This window comes from Sphingopyxis sp. JAI108 (assembly GCF_013410105.1).
In the GTDB taxonomy this organism is placed as follows: Bacteria; Pseudomonadota; Alphaproteobacteria; order Sphingomonadales; family Sphingomonadaceae; genus Sphingopyxis; species Sphingopyxis chilensis.
The window spans coordinates 348,414-369,846 of record NZ_JACCCJ010000002.1 but is presented as its reverse complement, the minus strand read 5'-3'; the positions used below and the strand labels follow the sequence as shown (position 1 = coordinate 369,846).

7 protein-coding genes are annotated in these 21,433 nt (G+C 67.1%); 1 reads left to right on the top strand and 6 read right to left on the bottom strand.

Going from position 1 to position 21,433, the window contains the following annotated elements:
• Window positions 1-15 precede the first annotated feature (15 nt).
• Window positions 16-1,071 (top strand): transglutaminase-like cysteine peptidase, encoded by a 1,056-nt coding sequence (locus HDC29_RS12725; protein WP_179498083.1) that lies wholly within the window; start codon window positions 16-18, stop codon window positions 1,069-1,071.
• Here the strand turns inward: HDC29_RS12725 and HDC29_RS12720 are convergent.
• From HDC29_RS12720 to HDC29_RS12695, 6 genes are read right to left on the bottom strand one after another with little or no spacing between them, the layout of a single operon-like run.
• A complete protein-coding gene (locus HDC29_RS12720) occupies window positions 1,017-2,276 on the bottom strand; it encodes an HlyD family type I secretion periplasmic adaptor subunit (protein WP_179498081.1) in 1,260 nt (419 codons plus the stop codon). The two genes, HDC29_RS12725 and HDC29_RS12720, sit on opposite strands and share 55 nt — an antisense overlap.
• A 2-nt stretch (window positions 2,277-2,278) precedes the next feature.
• Window positions 2,279-3,373 carry a cell wall hydrolase gene (locus tag HDC29_RS12715; protein WP_257018262.1) on the bottom strand — a complete coding sequence of 365 codons (1,095 nt, stop codon included), beginning with the start codon at window positions 3,371-3,373 and terminating at the stop codon, window positions 2,279-2,281.
• The gene (locus HDC29_RS12710) at window positions 3,370-5,532 is read right to left on the bottom strand and encodes a type I secretion system permease/ATPase (protein ID WP_179498079.1); all 2,163 of its coding nucleotides are present in this window, start codon (window positions 5,530-5,532) and stop codon (window positions 3,370-3,372) included. Before HDC29_RS12710 ends, HDC29_RS12715 begins: the two co-directional genes overlap by 4 nt.
• Window positions 5,533-5,568: 36 nt before the next feature.
• Window positions 5,569-6,963, bottom strand: a complete 1,395-nt coding sequence (locus tag HDC29_RS12705) for a TolC family protein (RefSeq protein WP_179498077.1) — start codon at window positions 6,961-6,963, stop codon at window positions 5,569-5,571.
• Window positions 6,963-7,688, bottom strand: coding sequence for an OmpA family protein (locus HDC29_RS12700; RefSeq protein WP_179498075.1), 726 nt, complete (start codon window positions 7,686-7,688; stop codon window positions 6,963-6,965). Before HDC29_RS12700 ends, HDC29_RS12705 begins: the two co-directional genes overlap by 1 nt.
• A gap of 48 nt (window positions 7,689-7,736) precedes the next feature.
• Window positions 7,737-21,053: an S-layer family protein gene (locus tag HDC29_RS12695; RefSeq protein WP_179498073.1), complete on the bottom strand. Its 13,317-nt coding sequence runs from the start codon at window positions 21,051-21,053 to the stop codon at window positions 7,737-7,739.
• Window positions 21,054-21,433: the final 380 nt, after the last annotated feature.

The window sequence follows — 21,433 nt, the reverse complement described above, 5'->3', positions numbered from 1 at the left end:
GGCAAAGCGGGCGGCATGAGCAAGTCTGCCCATCCTGTCTACGGCGAGTCGCGGTGGCTTCCTGTCGCCATCGTGATGGCGGCCGCGGCGATGACGCCAACCGCCGTCCATGCATCGCCCAAGCTGCTCAACGTGAAGACGTTGGCGGGCGGCAAGGCGGCGTGCAGCGTCGCCGCGAGCCATGCGGGGACGCAGGCTCCCGCCGATATTTCGCGCGCCATATTGGGCGGCGCGCCGAGCGCGCTCGACCGTATCCGGGCGGAGCAGGGAGCGGAAACGACCGCCGTGCCGGTTACCGCGGGCCTCGCCGGGACGCCCGTCCAGCGGGCGCTCGAACCCGCAAGTCAGCGCCCTATTTCCTTCGCGCTTCCCGCCACCGGCTGCAGCGCCCCCTCTATCCTTCCCTCCTTGGCCGAAGCCGACGCGGCGTCCGAACTCGGCACGCGCGCGATCCCCGTCAGGCGCACGCGCTTCGACGCCCGCTGGAACCGCGTCCGCCGCGCCGCGCCCGCGGCGCTGATGCAGGGCAAGCTTCGCAGCGCCAACGCCTCGCCGGGCCTCGCCGAGCCCGAGTTGCTCGCGCGCGTCAACCAGTGGGTCAACCGCGAGATCGCCTATGTCGGCGACGACCGCAATTACCGCCAGCGCGATTTCTGGGCGACCGCCGAGCAAACGATCGCGCGCGGCAAGGGCGACTGCGAGGATTTCGCGATCCTGAAGATGCAGATGCTGCGCGCCGCGGGAGTCGATGCCGAGCGGATGAAGCTGGTGCTGCTCCGCGATCTTGCCGCCAACGCCGACCATGCCTTCCTGCTCGTCCAGACCGATGCCGGCAAGCTGGTGCTCGATAATGTGACCGACCGGCTTTACGACGGGAGCCAGGCCAATGCGGTGCGCCCGGTGCTGTCGTTCAGCGGCAACCGCCGCTGGGTCCACGCCTATCGCGGCGCGCAGCCGTCGCCGGACCTTGCCGCCCTCCCCGCGTCGGAAAAGAGTTACACACTGGCGCTGAACGATCAGCGTTCGGTGAGCGCCGATCCGCTGACCTTCAAGACCGGTTTCAGCAAATAGCTCAGCACCGACTTTTTGCCGGTCACGATCTCGACATCGCATAGCATGCCCGGAGTGATCGGCAGGCGCCGGCCGTTCGAGGTCAGATAGCTGTTCGACGTTTCGACGACGACGGTGAAATAGGCCTGCCGCTCGACCTCGTCATAGATACTGTCGGCCGACACGCGCACGACCTTGCCGTTGAGGCCGCCATAGATCGAGAAATCATAGGCCGTGACCTTGACGTTCGCGGGATCGCCGACCTTGATGAAGGCGATGTCGCGCGGCGTAACGCGCGTCTCGATCAGCAATTTGTCGCCCAAGGGCACAATCTGCATGATCTGTTCACCCGCGTTCACATAGCCGCCGAGTGTGTTGACGAGCAGGTCGTTGACGACGCCGCGCGCCGGCGAGCGGATTTCGGACCGCGCAAGCCGGCCCTCGGCGCCGCGGATCGTTTCCTCGTTGACCGCCATCTTCGTCGTCAGCTGGCTGCGTTCGTTGAGCGCCTCCTGCTGGAAATCGAAGCGTGCGCGCTGCACCTCGGCGCCGGCTTCGCGCACCGCCGCCTGCGAGCGCGAGATCGCCTGGCGCGCGGCGGCCAGCCGGCCCTGGATATCGACGACCTCGCGCTGCGCGGTCAACAGCTCGGTCTGCGGCACGACGCCCTTTGCCGCGAGCGGTTCGAGCATCGCGACCTGTTGGCGCGCGAGGCGCAGGCTGCTTTCGAGCGACGAGGCGGTGGCCTGCGCTTCGCCCATGTCGCGGCGGCGCTGTTCGACGCTGGCGGACAGCGCGGCGAGCTGGCTTTGCAGCGACGAACGCCGCACCTGGGCAAGGCGCGCTTCGTCGCCGCAATCGGCCCCGGCGCAAGCCGCGCCGCTGCCGCCTTCGCCCGCAAGGCGCGCGGCGCGCTGTGCGAGACGGGCGTTTTCGGTTTCGAGCTGGCCGAGTTCGGACTGCGATGTCGTATTGTCGAGGCGAACGAGCAATTGTCCCTTCTTCACCGTTTGCCCCGACCGGACGAGGATTTCGCGGATCGTCGACGGTTCGGACGACTGGATGATCTGCACCTTCGACGAAGGGATTACGCGCCCCTGCCCGCGCGACACCTCGTCAACGCGCGCGATGCTCGCCCACAGCAGGAACAGGACGAAGCCGGCCGCAGCCGCGACCATGATCTGCTCGCTCCCACGAAGGCGCTGCCAGAATTTCGCGATTCCCATAGTTAGGTTCCGGGCTGGATTTCGGGCGCGGCGTCGGCGCCCTGCTGGCTGGTCAGGCTGTCGAAACGCGCCTTGCTCTGGGTCGGATCGGGAATGTTCGGCACCCAGCCCTTGGTGACATCGACGCGGCCGCCGACGTCGTTGTCGGCGCGGTGATCAGTGGGGTCGCGCGGCAGCGGCACGCCCTGGGTCGCGATCACTACGCCGGGCAACGCCTCGGCAGCCGCCGCACCGCCCGCATAGAGCTGGCTGAAGGCGGGAATATATTCGGCGCCGGTATAGGCGTCGGAAAAGGCCCCGGGCTTCCCCCACGATCCCGGCCAGCGATAGAAGATATGCGCGCCGATCTGCTCGATCTTGGTCAGCTTGGGCGCCCAGCGCGGCAGGACATAATTGGCGTGATAGTGCGTCGCCATGCCGACGCTGATCTCGACATGGCCCGCCAGCGCGGCGCGCGCGATCTCGGCCGAACGGCGCCAAAGCGCGGGCACCGGCGGACGGCGCATCGAGCCGTCGCACGCGAAGCTGAACTGGCAGCCGGGGCGCGTGCTGCCCTGATAGATCACGCCGCAGACGGTGTTCGGATAGGCAGGGTGCTTCATGCGGTTGAGGATAACCTGCGCGACCGCGGCCTTGCCCGCGTCGGATTCGGTCGCGGCCTCATAATAGATCGCCTGCGTCAGGCAGCGCTGCGCGTTGGTCGCCTGCACCAGCGAAACCACCGGCATCATGAACGGCCGCGCCGCCTCGACGGGCAGCGTCGACACGGGAAGCAGCGCATTTCGCGCGACGGCATCGGCGCCCTCGGCGGCCGGAACGATCGAGTCGGTCTCGGTTTCGGTAATCAGCTTCGCGATCGCCTTTCGCTTCGCCGCTTTCGCGGTTTCGGCGGGATCGGCCGTCCAGCTGGCGACAACGCCCTCGACGAAGCGCGCGAGGCGATCGTTCGATGCGGCGAAAAGGATTGCCGCCGCAAACAGCGTGAGCCCCAGCAATATGAACTTCAGGCTCTTCGACGGCCGCCGCGTATCGGCGTCCGCCCAGGGAACCTCGGCGCGGGCCGTACCGTCGCGCCCGATGTTGAGCTCTGGGATCATGATGCCGGTTCCTTGGGCGCTGCGTCTTTGCTCGACCGCGCGAGGATGTCGGCGCGCGGGCCGTCGGCGACGATCCGACCGCCGTCGATGACGATGATGCGGTCGCACATCTGGAGGATCGCTTCGCGGTGTGTCGCAATGATCAGCGTTTGCGATTTCGCGACGGCCTTATCGAGCGCCTCGATGAAAAGCCGTTCGCTCTGCGTGTCCATCGCGCCGGTCGGTTCGTCGAGGAAAAGCAAGCGCGAGGGCGAGGCAAGCGCGCGCGCGATGGTCAGGAAGCCGCGCTGGCCGCCCGACAACTGGCCGCCGCGTTCACCGGTGCCGCGGTCCAGCCCCGTCTCGTCGCGGCCCATGAAGCGGTCGGCGCCGATCGACTGCAGGGTCGCAAGCAGTTCGGCGTCGGTCGCCGCCGGCGCGCAATATTGCATATTCTGCTTGATCGAACCGCTGAACAGCACGGCGTCCTGCCCGACGAAGCGGAATTGCGAGCGCAGATAGATCGGCGAGTGCTGGCGGCTGTCGAGCCCGTCGATGAAGATATTGCCCGCATCGGGCGCATAGAGGCCGCAAAGCAGCCGCCCGAGCGTCGATTTGCCCGACGCGACGCGGCCGACGATCGCGATCCGCTCCCCCGCCTCGATTCGGAGGTCGATGTCGGTGAGCGACGGCGCAGCGGCTCCGGGGTAAGTGAAGGACAGCCCTTCAACCGCGACGTCGCCCTTGTCGATCGTCAGGTTCAGCGCGCTGCTGCCCATGCGGCGTTCGTCGTCTGCGTCGATCATCTGCTGGATGCTCGCCATCGTCGTCAGCGCCTGCCGCCCGCGCGTCATCAGGAAAGCGAGTTGGCCGACAGGGGCCATCGAGCGTCCGGCGAGCATGACGATCGCGATGATCGCCCCCATCGAAATCTTGCCGGCGTCAAAGAGGTAGAAGCCGCCGATGATGAGCGCGAGGCTGGAAAATTGCTGGCCGAGCGTCGCGAGGTTGATCGCGGCGGCGCCGGTCCGGCGCAGCGTCGCCTGGGTCCGCGTGCTGGTATCGACCATCCGGCGCCACTGGCCGAGTACCTGCCCCTCGGCGGCACAGCTCTTGACCGTTTCGGCGCCGCCGATCGCCTCGACCAGCATCGCGTGCTGGATGCTCATGTCGGCCTGGTTATCGAGCGAGGCCTGCATCATCCGCCGCTGAAGGAAGAAACCCGCAATGCCCATCACCGCAATGATCGCGAGCGGGACGAGCGCAAGCCAGCCCGCGAGCACCGCGATCATGATCAGGAAGAGGAAGAGGAAGGCGAGGTCGACGATCAGCACGATCGTCGTCGAGGCGAAGAAATCGCGCACGCTTTCGAATTCGGACACGCGCCGCGCGAGCATCCCGGTGCTGCCGCGCCGGTCGGCGAGCGGCATGTTGAGCACCTTCGAGAAAATCTTCTCGGACAATTTGACGTCGAGGTCGCGGCCGAGATCGTCGAGCAAGGTCGAGCGCGCGAGGCGTAACGTGAATTCGACCGCAAAGGCGAGCAGCGCGCCGATCGCGAGGACCCACAGGCTCGACACCGCCTTGTTCGGTATGACGCGGTCATAGACGTTCATCGTGAACAGCGGCAGCGCGAAGCCGAGCAGGTTGATCATCAGCGCCGCGCCGAGCACGGGATAGAAGGACCGGCGCACCCGCCGCACCTCGCCCCAGAACCAGTGGCGCTTCGCCGGTTCGTCCCACGGCCGCTCCTCGGCGCGGATCGCGGTCGGATCGGCGGCGACGGCCACCGCCTGTCCGGCATAGCTGTCCTCGACCGCCGCCGCGTCGGCCCAGAAAGGCAGGGCAGCGCCGGGTTCCCAGACGAGATATTGCTCGTCCTTCGCCTCAAGCAGCACCGCGCATGTGCCATCGGTGCGGCGGACGATCGCGGGCAGGTCGCGCGCCAGGTTCCGTACCTTGCGCGCATAGAGCCGCTCATTGTTGATGAAGCAGAGGTCGAGCGCGGCTTCGGCCTGATGAAAGGGAAGGAAGCCGCGCTCGTCGCGCGCGAGCGCCGACAGCGCGCCACGCTGGAAATTCTGCCCGAAATGCTGCGCGACAAAGAGGATGCAGGCGATAAGCGGATCGCCCGGCGCCTCCCTACCGATACGCGCAATCGTGGATTGATCCTGCAACATGTCTGGTTTTTCTACTTGGAATCAATCCACTGCTGATCATTGCGGATAACGGCGACGCTGAAGCTCGGCGGGCGCCGGCGGGCCGTAGCCGACCTCTTCGCGTGCATAGACACGGCGCGATTCGGGTGCGGCCAGATTGAACGCGTCGAGCAGATTGTTGGTCGAGGCGAGGATCTGATAGACCGCGAACATCTCCGAGAAGCGCGCGGTTTCGGCGCGGACCTGGACATTGAAGCGCGTGTTCTGCGCATCGAGCACGTCGAGTAGCGAGCGGCGACCGACCCCGAACTGGTCGCGGTACGACAGAAGCAGCTCGTCGGTCGCCTTGCTCTGATCGACCAGGTCGCGGAACACCGCGGTCTGCGTCTCGCGCGCATTCCATGCGCGGCGCGTGTCGGCCTCGGCATTGCGTTCGGCCTCGTGCAAGCGGAAACGGCTCTCGCTCGCGCGGCGCACCATCTCCTGATATTTCGCGCGGTTGATCCCGCCGTCGAAAATATCCCAGCGCATCACGACGCGGCCGAGCAGGTCGTTCGTCTCGCCGCGGAAGGCGTCGATATCGTCGCCGATCCGGCCCGACAGCTCGAGCCCGATCGTCGGGGCGAAATCGCCCTTGGCCTTTTTGGCTTCGGCGTTCGACGCATCGACGTCGGCCTGTGCCTCGAGCACTTTCGGATGCCGCGCGCGGGTGAGACCGACGGCTTCGCTGAGGCTCGCGGGCAGCTTTTCGGCCATCGCCGGCGGCATCTGCACCTCGTCGACCTGAAGCCCGCTCAGCGCGAGCAGTTCGATCCTGGCATTTTGTAGCGCTTCCTTGGCTTCGCTGACGCGCACGCTCGCCGCCTTGGCACGCTCCTGCGCCTGTTGCAGATCGGCGATGCTGATCGAACCCGCGGTCACCCCGCTCGACAGGTCGGAGACGAGGCCGTTGTGGAAGGTCATATTGTCTTCGGCGGCAGCGACGACGCGCTGCTGGAGCAGGATGTCGAGATATTGCCGCGCGCTTTGCAGCGCGATGAATTCGGAGCGCTCGACGACGCGTAGCGCCGCCCCGTCGACGCGCGCCGCCTGGCGCAGCTTCTCGCCGCGGCGCCGCCCGAAGTCGATCAGCGTCTGTTCGGCGCGAATCCCGGCTTCGAGCGGGTACAGCTCGTCGTTGGCGATGCCGAGCGCGCGACGGGTCGCATTTTCGAGCCGACGGACGCCCGCCGACAATTCGAGCGTGACGCGCGGCAGATAAAGGCCCTTCGCCTGCTCGAGCTCGAACTCGATCGCCTGCTTGTTCATTTCGGCCTGATGGATCTGCGGGTTCGAATCGATCGCGACCGCCATGACATTCTGCATGCTGGTCGGCTCGGCCGAAGCCGAGGCCGCGAAGAAGGCCATAGCGAGTGCCGAGGCAAGGCCTGCGAGCTTGTGTTGCGGTCTCATCACTGTCCCCCCATCCCGTTCACTTCGACTTCGACGCGCCGGTTTTCTGGCGTCCGCTGGCCGTCGACGGTCTGGACGCGCGGCTGGCGCTCGCCCATTCCCGAAACGGCGATCGCGCCTGCGGGAATCCCCGCCCCGCCCATCATGTCGGCGATCGCGTGCGCGCGGCGCAGCGCGAGGCCGTCGTTATAGCTATCGGGGCCCGACCGGTCGGTGTGGCCGACGACGGTGAAATTCGCCCAGCCGCAGCGTGCGCGGTTTTCGGCCATGAAAGCCACCGACTGCGCCGCATCGGCGGGCGGGGTGGTCGAATCCCAGTCGAAATAAAAGGTCGACGCGACCTCGGGCGGGCAGTTCTCGGTCGAGGGCGGCGCGGGCGGCACCAGCGGCGCCTCGGGCGCGGGCTGCGGCGCGCGGGTCATCATGCCATAGGCGAAATCGCAGCGGCGCAGGCTTTCGGCGTCCTTGCTGTTCGATTTCAGGAACCCCATCGCGATGCCGCACTGGACCTTCGCCTCCGACGCCCAGGCGTAGCTGCCCGTGTCCGCCGCGGTGACAGCTGGATCGACCGACATCGCCAGCGCCGCATCGTAACGGCTCCGCACCTCGGTCTTGAGTTCGTCGATCGGCCGATCGGCCAGCGCTTGCGCCATCGCGACGCCCGGCTGAGCGAGTAGCAGCCCCGCCAGCGCCCCCGCCATCCATTGTCCCGGTTGATATGCCATGATCTAATCGCCCTCCCACTAGGTCTTTTTGGTCCTGAAATGCGGCGGTCAGGCCGTCGCCAATTGATGAAGATCCTGCTCGATCGCCGGATGCGGCATGATCGCCGCGCCGGGCGCCACGCTCTGGCCCAGGAAGTGTGCGAGGTCGAAAGCGGGCGTTTCACCGCCCGCGACCTGCGCCGCCCCGCCTTTCGCGACGGCGTCGATCAACTGATCGACCGCGTTGCGGCCCTCGATGACTTCCGCGAGCACCGCGGTCGCGGCCGGGTCATGCGCCGCCGCATCGGCGACGCCTGCGTCGGCCGGCAGCGCGGCGAGTGCGAGCAGTCCGTCCATCAGGCCATGAGCCGGGGCCATATGGTCCGCGACCTGATCGAACAGCGCGTCCGCATCGCGCTCGGCGGGCGCGTCGGTCCCCGTATCGTTGCGCCAATCGCCCCGATCCTCGTCGATCGAAGCGGCCGCTGGGTCGTCGGGCGTCGCCGCGGTCGATAGCACGGACGGCGCATCCTCCACCGATTCGAGCGCCGTTTCGTTCGCGATAGGCGGCGTGGTCGCGCCGGAGATCCCGGTCGCCGCGACGGCGCCGCTTCCCTCCGCCGTATCGACGGCAATCGCATTTTCGCTCACCATCTTGTCTATGACCGGACCGTCCGGCTGCGCGTCATGGACCAGCGCGACCAGCGACGCCGCCACCAGCGAGCTCGTCAGCGCCTGGGTGCCCGCCGTCCGTTCGGCGTCGTTCGCCGCGCGGGGGGTGATGAACGACACGTCGCCGACCGCGCCGCTGCTGCCGTCGGTTCGCGTGAAGCTCGCCTCGCCATGGACGATCACCTCGCCCTCGCCGGCGACATAGGCATTGCCGTCGGACGTCAGCGCGATGCTGACGATGCCGAGGTCGGCGAGCGAGCGGAACTCGCCCGCGTCGGTGAGGCCGTCGCCATTCGCGTCCTGCCACACGCCGAAGCTGGCGAATTCGGCGTCCCCGGCGCTGAGCCGGCCGTCGCCATTGCTGTCATATTGCAGCCGCAACCCTTCGAGGTCGGTCGAGCCGGCGACCGAGAAGCTGATCTCGCCGCCATGATTGGCGATGCCGTCCCCGTTGGCGTCGCGAACTAGGATGCCGTCGCCGCGGCCCGCCCACGAGGTCGCCTCGCGCACACCGTCGCCGTCATGGTCGAAGGCGGCTCCCGCAGAAGACGGGACGAAATCGAGCCCGTCGCCGCCGAGGTCGAGCGTCACCGGCGTGACGCGGGTGCCGATCAGCGTCGTCAGATTGGTGATCGTGACGCCCTGCAACTCGATGAGGATATCGTTAGCCGGGTTCGCATCGGCCCCGACCTGCTGATAGACGAAGGTCCGCGTGCCCGCGACGAAAGCGACGGTGGTTCCCGCCGGGCCGAGGTCATTGCGCTGCAGATAATCGACCGCCGCCGCGACATGCGCGTCGCTCGACAGGGTGAGCGCGTTCGCGAAGCTGTTATTGTCGTCGAACGTAATCACGCCGTTGGTGACCGAATGCGAGCGGATCGCTTGTCCGCTGATCGTCAGAACCGAGTTTGTTCCGTCCACCGCGCCATTCCCGTCGGGGACCGGCGTTCCGGGGAGGTTCAAAATATCGGCAGCGAGATTGAAATCAGTGATCACGTCGTGCCCTGTGATCGTCCCGCCATTCCCGCTGCCACCCAACGTCGGGTGGCTGTCGCCCGCGTTGAAGACGTAGGTGTCGCCCCCGGTCCCGCCGGTCATGACATCGCGGCCCGTGCCGCCCTGGATCAGGTCGTCACCACCCCCGGCGTTGATCGTGTCATTGCCTTCCTGACCAAGGATGATGTCGTTGCCGGCGCCGGCATTGATCGTGTCGTTGCCGCCCGTCCGGCCGCTTTCCTGCGCCAGCGCCGTATAATTGGCGCGGACATAGGCGATCGTGTCCTGACGATTCCAGTCGGCGCCATTGCCGGCGGGATCGATCGCTTCGGCGTTCACGCGGCCTTCCAGCGTCTGGAACACCGCCCAGCCCGACCCCGGCGACAGGTTCACGCCGAGCTGCGCCGCGAGGGCGTCGGTGTAAAGCACGTCGCCGAAAATGATGTCGGCGCCGTCGCCGCCGTTGATCGTGTCGTTCCCCGCCGCGGCAAGGTCGGTCGAGCCGCCAAGCACCTGAAGCACCGCCGCGAGCTGTTCGGCGGACGTCGCGTTGGTCGCGCTGCCGGTTCCACCCGAAGCATTGCCATCCTCGACATCGCTGAGCCGCGCCAACAGGCTCGCATTGACGTTGACCCCCACCGAATCGATCGAATAGCCGGTCGCGAGGATCTGCTGCGGTTCGTTCGTCCCATCCGAGCCCAGCACCTGGTTCATCGAATTCTGGACGTTGGTGGCGTCACCGTCGTCGCCGTTGCCGCCATTGTTCCAGACGGTCGGGTTGCCGTCGGACACGAATACGACCTTGTTCACGTCGGCGCCGGTGATCCCGTTACCGCCGTTGATCCAGCTCAGCGCATCCTGCAGGCCGTCCTCGTAATTGGTGCTGCCCGATGCCGTCATCCCGTTGACCGCAGCCTTCGCCGCCGTGACCTGCGCCGCCTGGACCACGCCGTTCACGATGAGGTTGAAGGTTCCGAGATTGTCGCCGTCGCTGTCGAAATCGATCACGGTGATGCGCACATCGAGCGCGCCCGATTGCGACAGGCTGTCGATCAGCGCGTTCACGCCGTTCTTGAGCGCCTGCATCCGCGAAATCGTGCCGCCGCCGAACGCGATCTGGGTCGTCATGCTGCCCGAGCTGTCGAGCACGAGCACGACATTCGCCTGCTGCCCCTCGGTGATCGTCACCGATCCGGGGTCGCCGACGAGCGTGTCGTCAAACGCGCCGCCCGCGATCGCTCCGTCGGGCAGACCCTGCGGATTGGCGACGACATGGTCGGTCGCCTCGCCGCCAACGTCGCCGGTCGCCGACCCGATGACGAGCAGCGGCGATGCGGTCGTGATCGCCAGCGACCCCGGCGCGGTGTCGCCGTCGCCATCCACGATCGTCACGGGGACTTCGAAATTCACCGGATTTTCGGTCTGGACCACCGCGCCGAAGTCGCCGATCTTGAACGTGTCGCCGCCCGCGTGGTGGAATTCGATGCTGTTGTAACCGTCGGCGGTGAAGCCCGCGAGACGGGTGTCCGCGACGACCCCGTCGATCGTCGCTTCGCCGCCGCTGAAGCTGACCGTATAATTCTGCCCGCCGACATTATAGATGCCCGCGGTGGTCACGATCAGCGTCGAACCGTTGTAGCTGATCGCGACCCCGGTGATTATGTCCTGGACCCCGTCGCCGACGTCATTGTCGGTGTCGATGTCGTCGCGCGCGACGATGCGGACGCTGCTGCTGCTGTTGATGTTGGAGAAGAAGGCCGACGCGCCGTTGGCCGAATAATGCGAATCGAACGCGTGAGTCTGATTGGCGATCGGCGCGTAGTCGTTGTTGCCGGGCGTTCCGGTGAGATCGACGACGAAATCGATGCGGACCGCCTCGGTCGGACCGACGCTGTTACCGTCCGATACGCCGGTGTTGGTCGCGTTCGCGTTCATCTTGCCGCCGTCGACGCCGTTCGTCATCGGCGTGATGAGAATGTCGGGGCTGTTATTGTCGCCGGCCAGGGTAAAGCCGATCCACGCGGTGTTGCCGCCGACGATGTCATAGCCGCCGCTGTTGAAATCGATCGTCGCCGTCGAATCGAGCTTCTGGACCATCTCGACCTGATATTGATCCGCATGGCCCGCGGGTTGCAGGCGGATGATGAAGACATCGTCGCCATTCGGCTTTTCAGCGGTCAGGACGGTGCCGTTCGCCGAAATGACATAGGTCAGCATCTGGCCGCCTGAGGTCAGTTCCTGCGCTTGCAGCGCCGCGATCGTCGCGGCGGTGAAAATCACGCTTCCGGGCCCGTCGCCGCCATAATTATTGTCAACGTCGCCGTCGCTATCGAGCGACTGATACACCGACGCGCCCGGCGCGTTGATCAGCGCGGCGGCGAGCGGCGCGATCGCAGCCGGCGCGTCATCCTCCAGCCCGATGGTCAGCGCGGCCGCATTGGTCACGGTCGTCGTGCCGTCGTTCGCGCTTACCGGCACCACAAGCGACAGCGCATCCTCGAGCGTCGTGTCGGGGTGATCGATCGGTCCCTGCAGCGATACGGTGAAATTGCCGCCATTGTCGATCGCGACGCTGATGATCGTTTCGGTCCCGACCTTGCCGAGCAAGAGCTGCGGGTTGGTCGTGTCCCACACGATCGGCTGGCCGCCCGAGAACAGGGCGGTCGCGGGCGCACCGAGCGACAGCGTCAGCGGATCGCCATCGGGGTCGCCGACCGCGATGGTTCCGGTGCGGAGCGTGAGGTTGGTGGTGTCGACAGTCCCGGCGCTGTCGGGCAATCCGCCCGCGAGGCCCTCGTCCGACACGGCGGTCGTCGCCGATCCGATCGTCGGCAGGTCGTTCGCGCCGTTGATCGTGATCGTCAGCGTGGTCGTCGACTGGTCGCCGTCGCCGTCGGTGATCGTATAGGTGAAGGTTTCGGTCAGCGTCTCGCCCACGCCGAGCGCCTGCACCGCCGCATTGCCGTTGTTCAGCGCATAGGTGTAGCCGCCGCCCGCGCCCAGCGTCAGCGAACCATAGCTGCCCCCCAGCGCCGCGCCGACATTGCCCGCCACCGCCGTCGCCGACGTCCCCACGGCAACGCCGGTCACGCTGGCGCCATCGGCGCCCTGTGTGTCGGCGCTGCCCGGCGCGTTGGTCGTGCCGATGCCGGTCATGACATTGCCCGTCGCCCCGCCCGGCGCGTCCTCGGTCACCGCATCACTGTCGGCGCGCGCCGTCGGCAGGTCGTCGGAGACGGTGACCGCCACGCTGCCCGTCGCGGTGTCGCCATCGGCGTCGGTCGCGACGACGCCTACCGAACCGAGGTTCGCCAGATCGTCGAGGTTCAGTCCCGGATGGCTGTCATAATTGTCATTGAGCGTCGCGGTGACCGACGCGCTGTTGCCGACGCGCACCAGGTCGAGCGTAACGACGAGCCGCGCGCCGTCCGAACCCGTGACCTGCGTATCCGACACGCGCACCCAGGTCAGCCCGCCGCCAAGGCCCGCAAGGCTGTTCGCGAAGACGATCGAGGCGATCGCGTCCGAGCCCGGCGTGAAGACGAGCGTGTCGTTCGCCGAATCCGGACCCGCCGGGGTCGATCCGTCGGACAGATTCTGGTCGTCGAGCGCGAGCGTGATCGAACCGCCGCCGAGCGGACCGGCGCCGTCGGTCAGGCTGATCGCCTGCGTCGCGGTCGCGATATCGCCGTCGCCGTCGGTGATCGTGTAGCTGAAGCCGGCATCGACCGCCGCCGCGTTGTTCACCGGATTGGGATCGAATGTCCAGACGCCGGTCGCGGTGAAACTGTAGATGCCGTTCGCGGTCGGGATCACGGTCGTTCCGGCCGCGGCGATCAGGGTCACATTGCCGCCGATCGTCACCGAGGTCAGCGTCGCGCCGTCGGCGCCCTGCGTGTCGTTGGCGAGCAGATTGCCGCCGACCGGAGCCGCGTCTTCGGCCACTACAATGTCCGCATCGGCCGCCGCCGTCGGGATATCGTCGACGATGTTGATCGACAGCAGGCTGTCGGTGTTGTCGCCGTCGGCGTCGGTCAGCTCGACGACGAAATCCTCGAACAGGCTGTTTTCGCCCTGCACAGCGCCATGGGTTTCGGCGGCGCCTAGCGTATAGCTGTAGCTGACCTCGCCGTTCGCCGGATCATAGGCGGTGATGTCGAGCGTGTTGCCGAGCGGCGTGACGATCGTCGCCGGCGTGAAAACGCCATTTGCGATGACCTGCACCCCGTGGACCGACAGGTCGGCAACGCCGTCGGGCGCCGAGATGGTGAAGCTGCCCGTCTGCGTGAGCGACTCCTTCATCGTGTCGGACCCGGCGGGCAGGTCGTCCTCGTCGACCACCGCGTCGCCGCCGTCGAGCTTGGGCGTCAGGTTGGTGATCGTCACGCCGTCGTCGGTGCCGGTCAGCGTGACCGTCAGCGTCGCGGGATCGCTGTCGCCGTCCTTGTCGGTGAGCGTGTAGGTGAATATGTCCGTCAGCGTCGCCCCCGGCGCCAAGCCGTCGATCGCCGCCTGCCCGTCAGGGGTCAGCGTATAGGTCTGGGTGCCGTCGCCATTCAGGGTGATCGTCCCATAGCTGCCCGTCAGGCTGGTGAAGGTCCGGCTGCCCAACCCGTCGGCGCCATTATTGTCGTTGGTATCGACGTCGAAGGTGACAAAGCTCGGCCCGCCCTCAGTCAGTCCCGCGCTATCATCGTTCGCCACCGGCGCATCGTCCCGGAAAACGAGATTCTGGCCGATGTTCGCGGTGGCGCTCGCGGTATCGCCGTCCCCGTCGGTGACCGTCGCGGTCAGGGTGACCAGATTGTCGGCGACAAGACCCGCCGGCTGGTCGGGCCCGCTGTCGGGCGCGTGGACCACGGCGCGGATCTGGTCGAGCGTGACCGTCCCGTCCGCCGCGACGCCGATCGTGAAGACGAGCGCGTCCGAGGTCGCGGTCCGGCCCTGGACCACCCCGCCGACGACGCTGAGCACGACAGCTTCGTTGGTCGCGGTGTCGACAAGACCCGTCGCTCCCGCGTTGATGCCGAGCGCATAGGTCGTCGGGTTGGCGAGGGCCGCTCCGTCGGCGCCGAACACCGGCGTGAACACCGATGTAAAGCTGGCCTGCGCATCGGTGCCCAGCGCCGTTTCATCGACCGTCAGCACCGGCTGCGTGCCGCCTGCGGTGACTGTCGGCGCGTCATCATCAAAGGTGATTTCGAGCGTGCCGGGCGCGGTCGATCCGTCGCTGTCGCTGACGACGAAGCCGAGCGTCGCCGACGCGTCATTTTCATCGCCCTGTGCGGTGTGCAGCACATTGTCGAGCAGAGTGACCGTATAGGCCCCGGTCGCAGGGTCGGTGACTTCGACCGTGAACAGTGCGCCACGCGGCCCGGTGGCCGTCAGCGTGCCCGCGTTCCAGTCATAGGTCACCATTTCGGTGCCGACCATTGCCGTCTGGCCGTCCATCGCGGCAAAGCTCACCGACCCCGCGCCGTCACCGCCGAAATCGAGGTTGAGCGCGCCGCTGAACGTCGCCTGGTCATTGTCGCCGTCGCCGTTTGCGTCGGGAAGATCGCCCGTCATGCTCGCGGGATTGCCGCCGAGCAGCGCATCGTCGTCGACCGACGCCTGCGTCGTGCCCGCGGTGGGGACATTGGCATCGACGATCGTGAAGGTAATCGGCGCGGTCGATGTGTCGCCGTCGCCGTCGGTGACCGTATAGGTCGCCGACGCGCTGCCGGTGCCGGCGACGGCGGCATCGGCGGTGAAGCTGTAGCTGCCGTCGGCCTTCACCTTGATCGTGCCATCGCCGATGTCGATGCCCTGCGAATAGCCGTCCATGCCGAAGACCAGCGCCGTGCCGTTGATTTGGGTGACGCTCGCCCCGTCGGCGCCTTCGACGAAGTCGAGCGTGCCGGTGACGGTCGCGCCCTCGGCGACATTCTGGTTCGGCTCGGCCGCCGCGGCCGGCACGTCGTCGATGACGACGATGTCGAGGCTGGCGTTGGCACCCGACCCGTCGCTGTCGGTGACGGTGACCGGGAAACTGTCGGTCACATTGTCTTCGCCCGCTGCCGGATGGGTCAGCGTGTTGTCACCCAGAACATATTCATAGGTGAAGGTGCCGCCGATCACCGAGCCGTCGCTCGCGGTGACGGGAGTGAAACCGGTGATCGTCACCGTGCCGAGGGGGCTCGTGGTCGTCAGGCCGGGGGTGAAAACGCCGTTCACCATCACCGGCGCGGTGCCGATGGTGACGTCGTCGAGGCCGTCGGGCGCGGCGACGGTGAAGGAACCCGTCTGGGTCAGCGCCGCGGCATCGGGCGACGAGCCGTCGGCCAGGTCGTCCTCGTCGACGATCTCCTCGCCGCCGGGAACCGCCAGGCCATTGATCGTGACCCCGTCGTTGGCACCGTCGATCGTGATGGTCAGCGTCGTGGTGGCGGGATCGCCATCGCCGTCGGTGATCGTGTAAGTGAAGGTCTCGGTCAGCGTCTGGCCGGCCGAGAGGCCCTGCACGGCCGTGTTGCTGTTATCGAGCAAATAGGAATAGCTGCCGTCGGCGTTGAGCGTCAGCGTGCCATAGGTGCTGACGAGCGGCGCGCCGACCGTGCCGCCAACGAGCGCGGTGACGGCCGCACCGTCGGCGCCCTGCGTATCCGCGGCGCCATCGGTGGCGTTCGCGTCACTGCCGCCACTGCCGGTCAGGACGTTTCCGTCCGCGATCAGCGCGCCGTCTTCGGCGACGCTGTCCGCATCGGGGTTCGCCGCCGGAATATCGTCGATGACTTGCACGGTGACGACGCCGGTTGCGGGGTCGCCGTCGGTATCGGTCGCCTGCACGGTGACCGTTCCCAGCGCCTGCGTCTGCGCCGCATTGGCGAGCGCGTGCGGCAGGTTGTCGGCGAGGGTTACGGTGACGCTTGCGGTCGCGGTCGCGCCGGGCGCGATGCTCGCGGGTGCGGTCAGACCGATCGTGATCGCGGCGGGACCGCCCAGCGTCAGCGAGCCGGTGATCGTCTGCCCGTCGGGCGCCATCGACCAGAAGATGTCGGTACCGGCGCCGTCGAGATTGGCGACGAGGCCCGCGACCCCGGTAAAGACGAAGCCCGAGAGCGTGTCCGAACCCGCGGTGAAGCTGAGGTTGCCGCCAGCGGTTTCGGCATTGCTGGCCGGATCGCTGCCGATGGCATCGAGCGCCGCCTCGTTCACGGTCAGCGTGATCGGCTTCGCGTTGCTCGGGTTCGCGCCGTCTGTGATCGCGATCGTCAGGCTGTCCGACGTCGGATCGCCGTCGCGATCGACCGCCGACAGGATGAAGGTCGCGGACGGATTCGTGGCGTCATCCTGATCGGCCGCCGCCGCGAAGCTGAAGCTGCCATCGGCGCCCACCGTCAGCGTGCCGGTCGGCTGCGCGATCGACACGCTGCTCCCCGGCGTCAGCGCAAGCGTGGCGCTGCCGCTGCCGAAACTGACGAGCACCGACGCGACGCCGTCGGCGCCCGCATCGAGCGTCCATGTGCCGTTCGCGGTCGCGCCTTCGACGACGCTCGTCGGCGCATCGGACACGCTGAGCGTCGGAAGGTCATCGACGATGGTGACGCCGAACGCGCCTGACGACTGGGTGCCGTCGCTGTCGGTGACGGTGAAGCCGATGCCCGTCAGAAGATCGCTGTCCTCGACGCCGGGCAGCGCCTGATCGACCGCCTGCGACAGCGTGACCGTATAGCCATAGGTGACTTCGGTCGCGCCGGGACCGGCGGTCGCGCTCGTCAGGCCAATACGGATCACCTCATTGCCGCCGACCGAGCCGACAAGATCGTCGCCAACCTTGGCAAAGGTTACCGGCACGCCGCCAACGGTCAGCTGCGTATCGAGCGCGGCGGCATCGTTCAGGACGAGCGAACCCGCCAGCGTCGCGGGAACATCGCTGCCGAAATCGACAATGATCGTGCCGCTCGCGCTCGCGCTGCCCGTCGAGGTCACCTCGCCCGCGAGGCCGTTGTCGATGTTCGCGCCCGCAAGCCCGTCCTCGTCGACCGTCAAATCGGCCACCTTGCCGATCTGCGGCGCCGAATCGGCGACGAGGGTGATCGTCGCGGTGGCGACGTCGGTGTCGCCGTCGCCGTCGGTGATGCGATACTGGAAGCTGACGGTGCCGCTTTCCTGCGCCGCGGGGGTGTAGGTGAAGCTGCCGTCGCCATTGTTCACGAGCGTGCCGGCGCCGGTCAGCGAACCGGCGACAAGCGCGACCGCAGACGGCTGGACACTGTCGGCGCCCTGCCCGTCGTTGGCGAGCACGTCGATCGTGACGGGCGCATTCTCGACCGTCTGCGCCGTGCTATCGTCGATCGCGTCGGGCACATCGTCGGTGATGCGGATGTCGATCGCCGCGCTGGCACTCGATCCGTCCGCGTCGGTGACGGTGACGCCGACGCTGTCGGTGCGGTCGTCCTGACCCGCGGCGGGATGGTCGGTGCGATTGTCGGTCAGCGTATAGCTATAGGTGAAGCTGCCGCCGATCACCGATCCGTCTGAACCGATAACCGGCGTGAAGCCGATGACCGAGAGCGTGCCATAAGCGGTCGTGACCGATTGCGGCGTGAAGCTGCCGTCGGCGGTAACCAGCGTCAGCGGTGCCCCGAGCGGCACGCCGTTGAAGCTGTCGAGCACGACCATGCCCATGCCGTCGGGGGTCGATACGGCGAAGCTGTCGCCGTCGGTCACGCCGTCGGGGGTCGTGTCCGACCCCGGCGCTTCGCCCGCGCGCGCCGGCAAATCATCCTCGTCGACGAACAATTCGGCGCCTTCCGCGTCGAGGCCGGTGATCGTCACGCCGTCGTCGGCGCCGGTTATGGCGATTGTCAGGGTCGCGGTGGCCGTGTCGCCGTCGCCGTCGGTGATCGTGTAGGTAACGCTGTCGGTCAGCACCTCGCCGACCGAAAGGCCCTGCACCGCCTGCGACGCATTGTCGAGAGCGTAGCTATAGCTGCCGTCGCCGTTCAGGGTCAGCACGCCATAGCTGGTTGCGAAGGCGGCGCCGATCGTGCCGCCGGTCACCGCCGTGACCGCCGCGCCGTCGGCGCCTTGAGTGTCGGCGACGCCGTCGGTCGCATTGGCGTCGCCGCCACCCAAGCCCGTGAGCACATTGCCGTCGGCGACCGCCGGGCCGTCTTCGGTCACGTTGTCGCTATCGTCGCGCGCGGTCGGGACGTCGTCGACGATGCGGACATCGAGGCTGGCGTTCGCGGTCGATCCGTCGCTGTCGGTAACCACGACATCGAAGCTGTCGATGACGCTGTCCTCGCCGTCGGGACCATGCGTCAGCGTATTGTCGGCCAGCACATATTCATAAGTGAAGGTGCCGCCGATCACCGAACCGTCGGCGCCGGTGACGGGGGTGAAGCCGGTGATGTTGACCGTCCCGAGCGGACTGGGCACCGTCGCGGGCGCGAACACGCCGTTCGTCACGACCTGGACGCCGCCGATGGTCACATTGCCGAGCCCATCGGGGGTCGAAACGGTGAAACTGCCGTCCTGTGTCAGCGCGGCGGCATCGGGCGAGGAGCCATCGGCAAGATCGTCTTCGTCGACGGTCAGTTCGGCGCCCTCTCCATCGAGGCCATCGACCGTCACGCCGTCGTCGGCACCGTTGATGGTGATCGTCAGCGTGGTCGTCGAGATGTCGCCGTCGCCATCGGTGATCGTGTAGGTGAAGCTATCGGTCAGCACCTCGCCAGCCGACAGGCCCTGAACAGGCTGCGACGCATTGTCGAGGACATAGCTGTAGCTGCCGTCGCCGTTCAGCGTCAGCGAGCCATAGGCGCCCGCAAGCGGTTCGCCGACGCTGCCGCCCGCCACTCCGGTCACCGTCGCGCCGTCGGCGCCTTGAGTGTCGGCGACGCCGTCGGTCGCATTGGCGTCGCCGCCGCCCAAGCCCGTCAATACATTGCCGTCGGCGGTCGCCGGACCGTCTTCGGTTACGCTGTCGCTATCGGCGCGCGCGGTCGGCGCGTCATCGACGATGGCGATATCGAGCGTGTCTGTCGCCGCGTCGCCATCGACGTCGGTGATGGTAAGGTCGAAGCTGACCCTTGTGCCGTCGCCGTCGAGCGTGTTGTCGATCAGGGTATAGACATAGGTGACCGATCCCTCGCCGGTCGCCGGATCGTAACTATAGCCGGTGACGACGAGCGTTCCTGTTGCGTCGCTCGCGATCGTCTGCGGCAGTGCGCCGGGCGTCAGCGTTACGCCGCCGATCGACACGCTGCCGACGCCGTCGAGCGAAGTGAAGGTGATGGTGCCGCTGGTCGAAGCGCCACCACCTTCACCGCCCCCGAAGGCCGAACCCGGGGTCTCGCCATCGCGGCCCGCCAGGTCGGCTTCGTATACGATAGTCCCGTCATCACCTTCGCCCGGGACGAAAGTGATGACGGTCGGCGCATCGGCGATACGGATCGTCAGGGTCGCCGTCGATGTATCGCCGTCGCCATCGGTGATCTGGTATGTGAAAATATCGTCGACGCCGCCCGGCGTTCCCGGATCGCGGACATAGCTATAGCCACCGTCGGCACCGATGGTCAGCGTGCCATATTGGCCCTGCACCGTCCCCGGCTCGGAGAAACCGCCTTCGCCATCCGCGCCGCGGATGCCCGTCAGCACGGCGTCGTCGGCGCCCGGCGTGTCGGCGCCCGCCGCGTCACTCGTCGTCCCCGCGCCGGTGAGCACATTGCCCGCCTCGGGCGCGAAGCTGCCCGCCGCGACCGCGTCGGTATCGGCGCGCGCGGTCGGGACGTCGTCGACGACATCGATGGTGAGCGTCGCGGTCGCGGTGTCGCCGTCGCGATCGGTGACGACGACGGTGAAGATGTCGGTCGGATCGCCGTTCGCATCGCTGTTGTCGGCCAGCGTGTAGCTGTATCCGACATTGCCTGGCGTCAGGCTGGTGATCGTCAGCTGGCCGAGCGGGGTCGTGATGACCTGGCCGACGGCGGTGACCGCGGTGCCGTTGATCGTGATCGCGTCGAGGCCGTCGGCCGCGTCATAGACGATCGATCCGGTGGTGGTTTCGCTGTTCGCTTCGCTCGCGCTGCCTGCGGGTTCGCCCTCACGCACCGGAAGCCCCGCCTCGTCGACGCTCGCGGTGGCGGCCGCAGCGCCGGCGGGCTGGTCGGGAGTGACGATGACGATCTCGGGTTCGTCGTCGGGCACGGCGGGCAGCAGTTCGCGGTCCTCGGGCTGCGAAAAGGCGAGTTCGGTGTACGGCAGGAGGTCGCCGAGCGCATAGGCGTCCTGGATCGGCCCTTCGGGGTCGGCGAAATTGCCGCCCGAGCTGCGGGTTCCGGCTTCCGGATTCAGTTCGCCCAGATTTTCGAGCAGCTGCGCGACCGTGCTCGCGGGCACCGTGTCGCCATCGATGACGATCGAGGGAATATCGACCGCGCCGTTCGGAATGATCAGTATCTGCCCGTTCGGCAGCGTGACGATCAGGTCGGCGCCCGACACGCTGATGTCATCGACCGATGCGCCGGCGGGCAGGACAATGCGTCCGCTCGCGTCGGGAACGAGGATCGCCTGGATGGCGAGCGGCAGCGCCGATGCGGCCGCGGTCACGTGCGCGGCGGCGACCAGAAATTCGCTATCCGAAACGGCCTGGCTCGACTCTCCCGTCGATCCGCCTCCGCGTTGAAGCCCCGCATTTCCGTTCCGTGCCGGATTGTCGAAAGCATCCATATCTATTTCCCTCGCCCGCACCTCGCCCTGCCGCAAAAACGGCACAGCAAAATTTCCACCAATGTCAGTGCGACCCACTGTCCGAGCGACTCGGACCTTCCCCACCCATCAGGAGAGCATGGATTCTCGAGACTCTGCAAGCGTGTTAACAATTTTTTAGGAAAAGCGGCCTCGCGCTTAACCGTCGCCCATCGGACGCAACATTATCAGCCGGAAGAATCTTACTATTCAATTAGATGAAACAACTTGATGAAGCCGTAGCCTGTTCGCCCGGCGGCCGATTGCGTCCCAATTCGACCCACAAGAAGCTTCGGCTCGTCGCAGTTTTTTCCGGCCCACGGCAACATATCCGTTTAATTGTTAAGTGGCGAGCGTCGCTG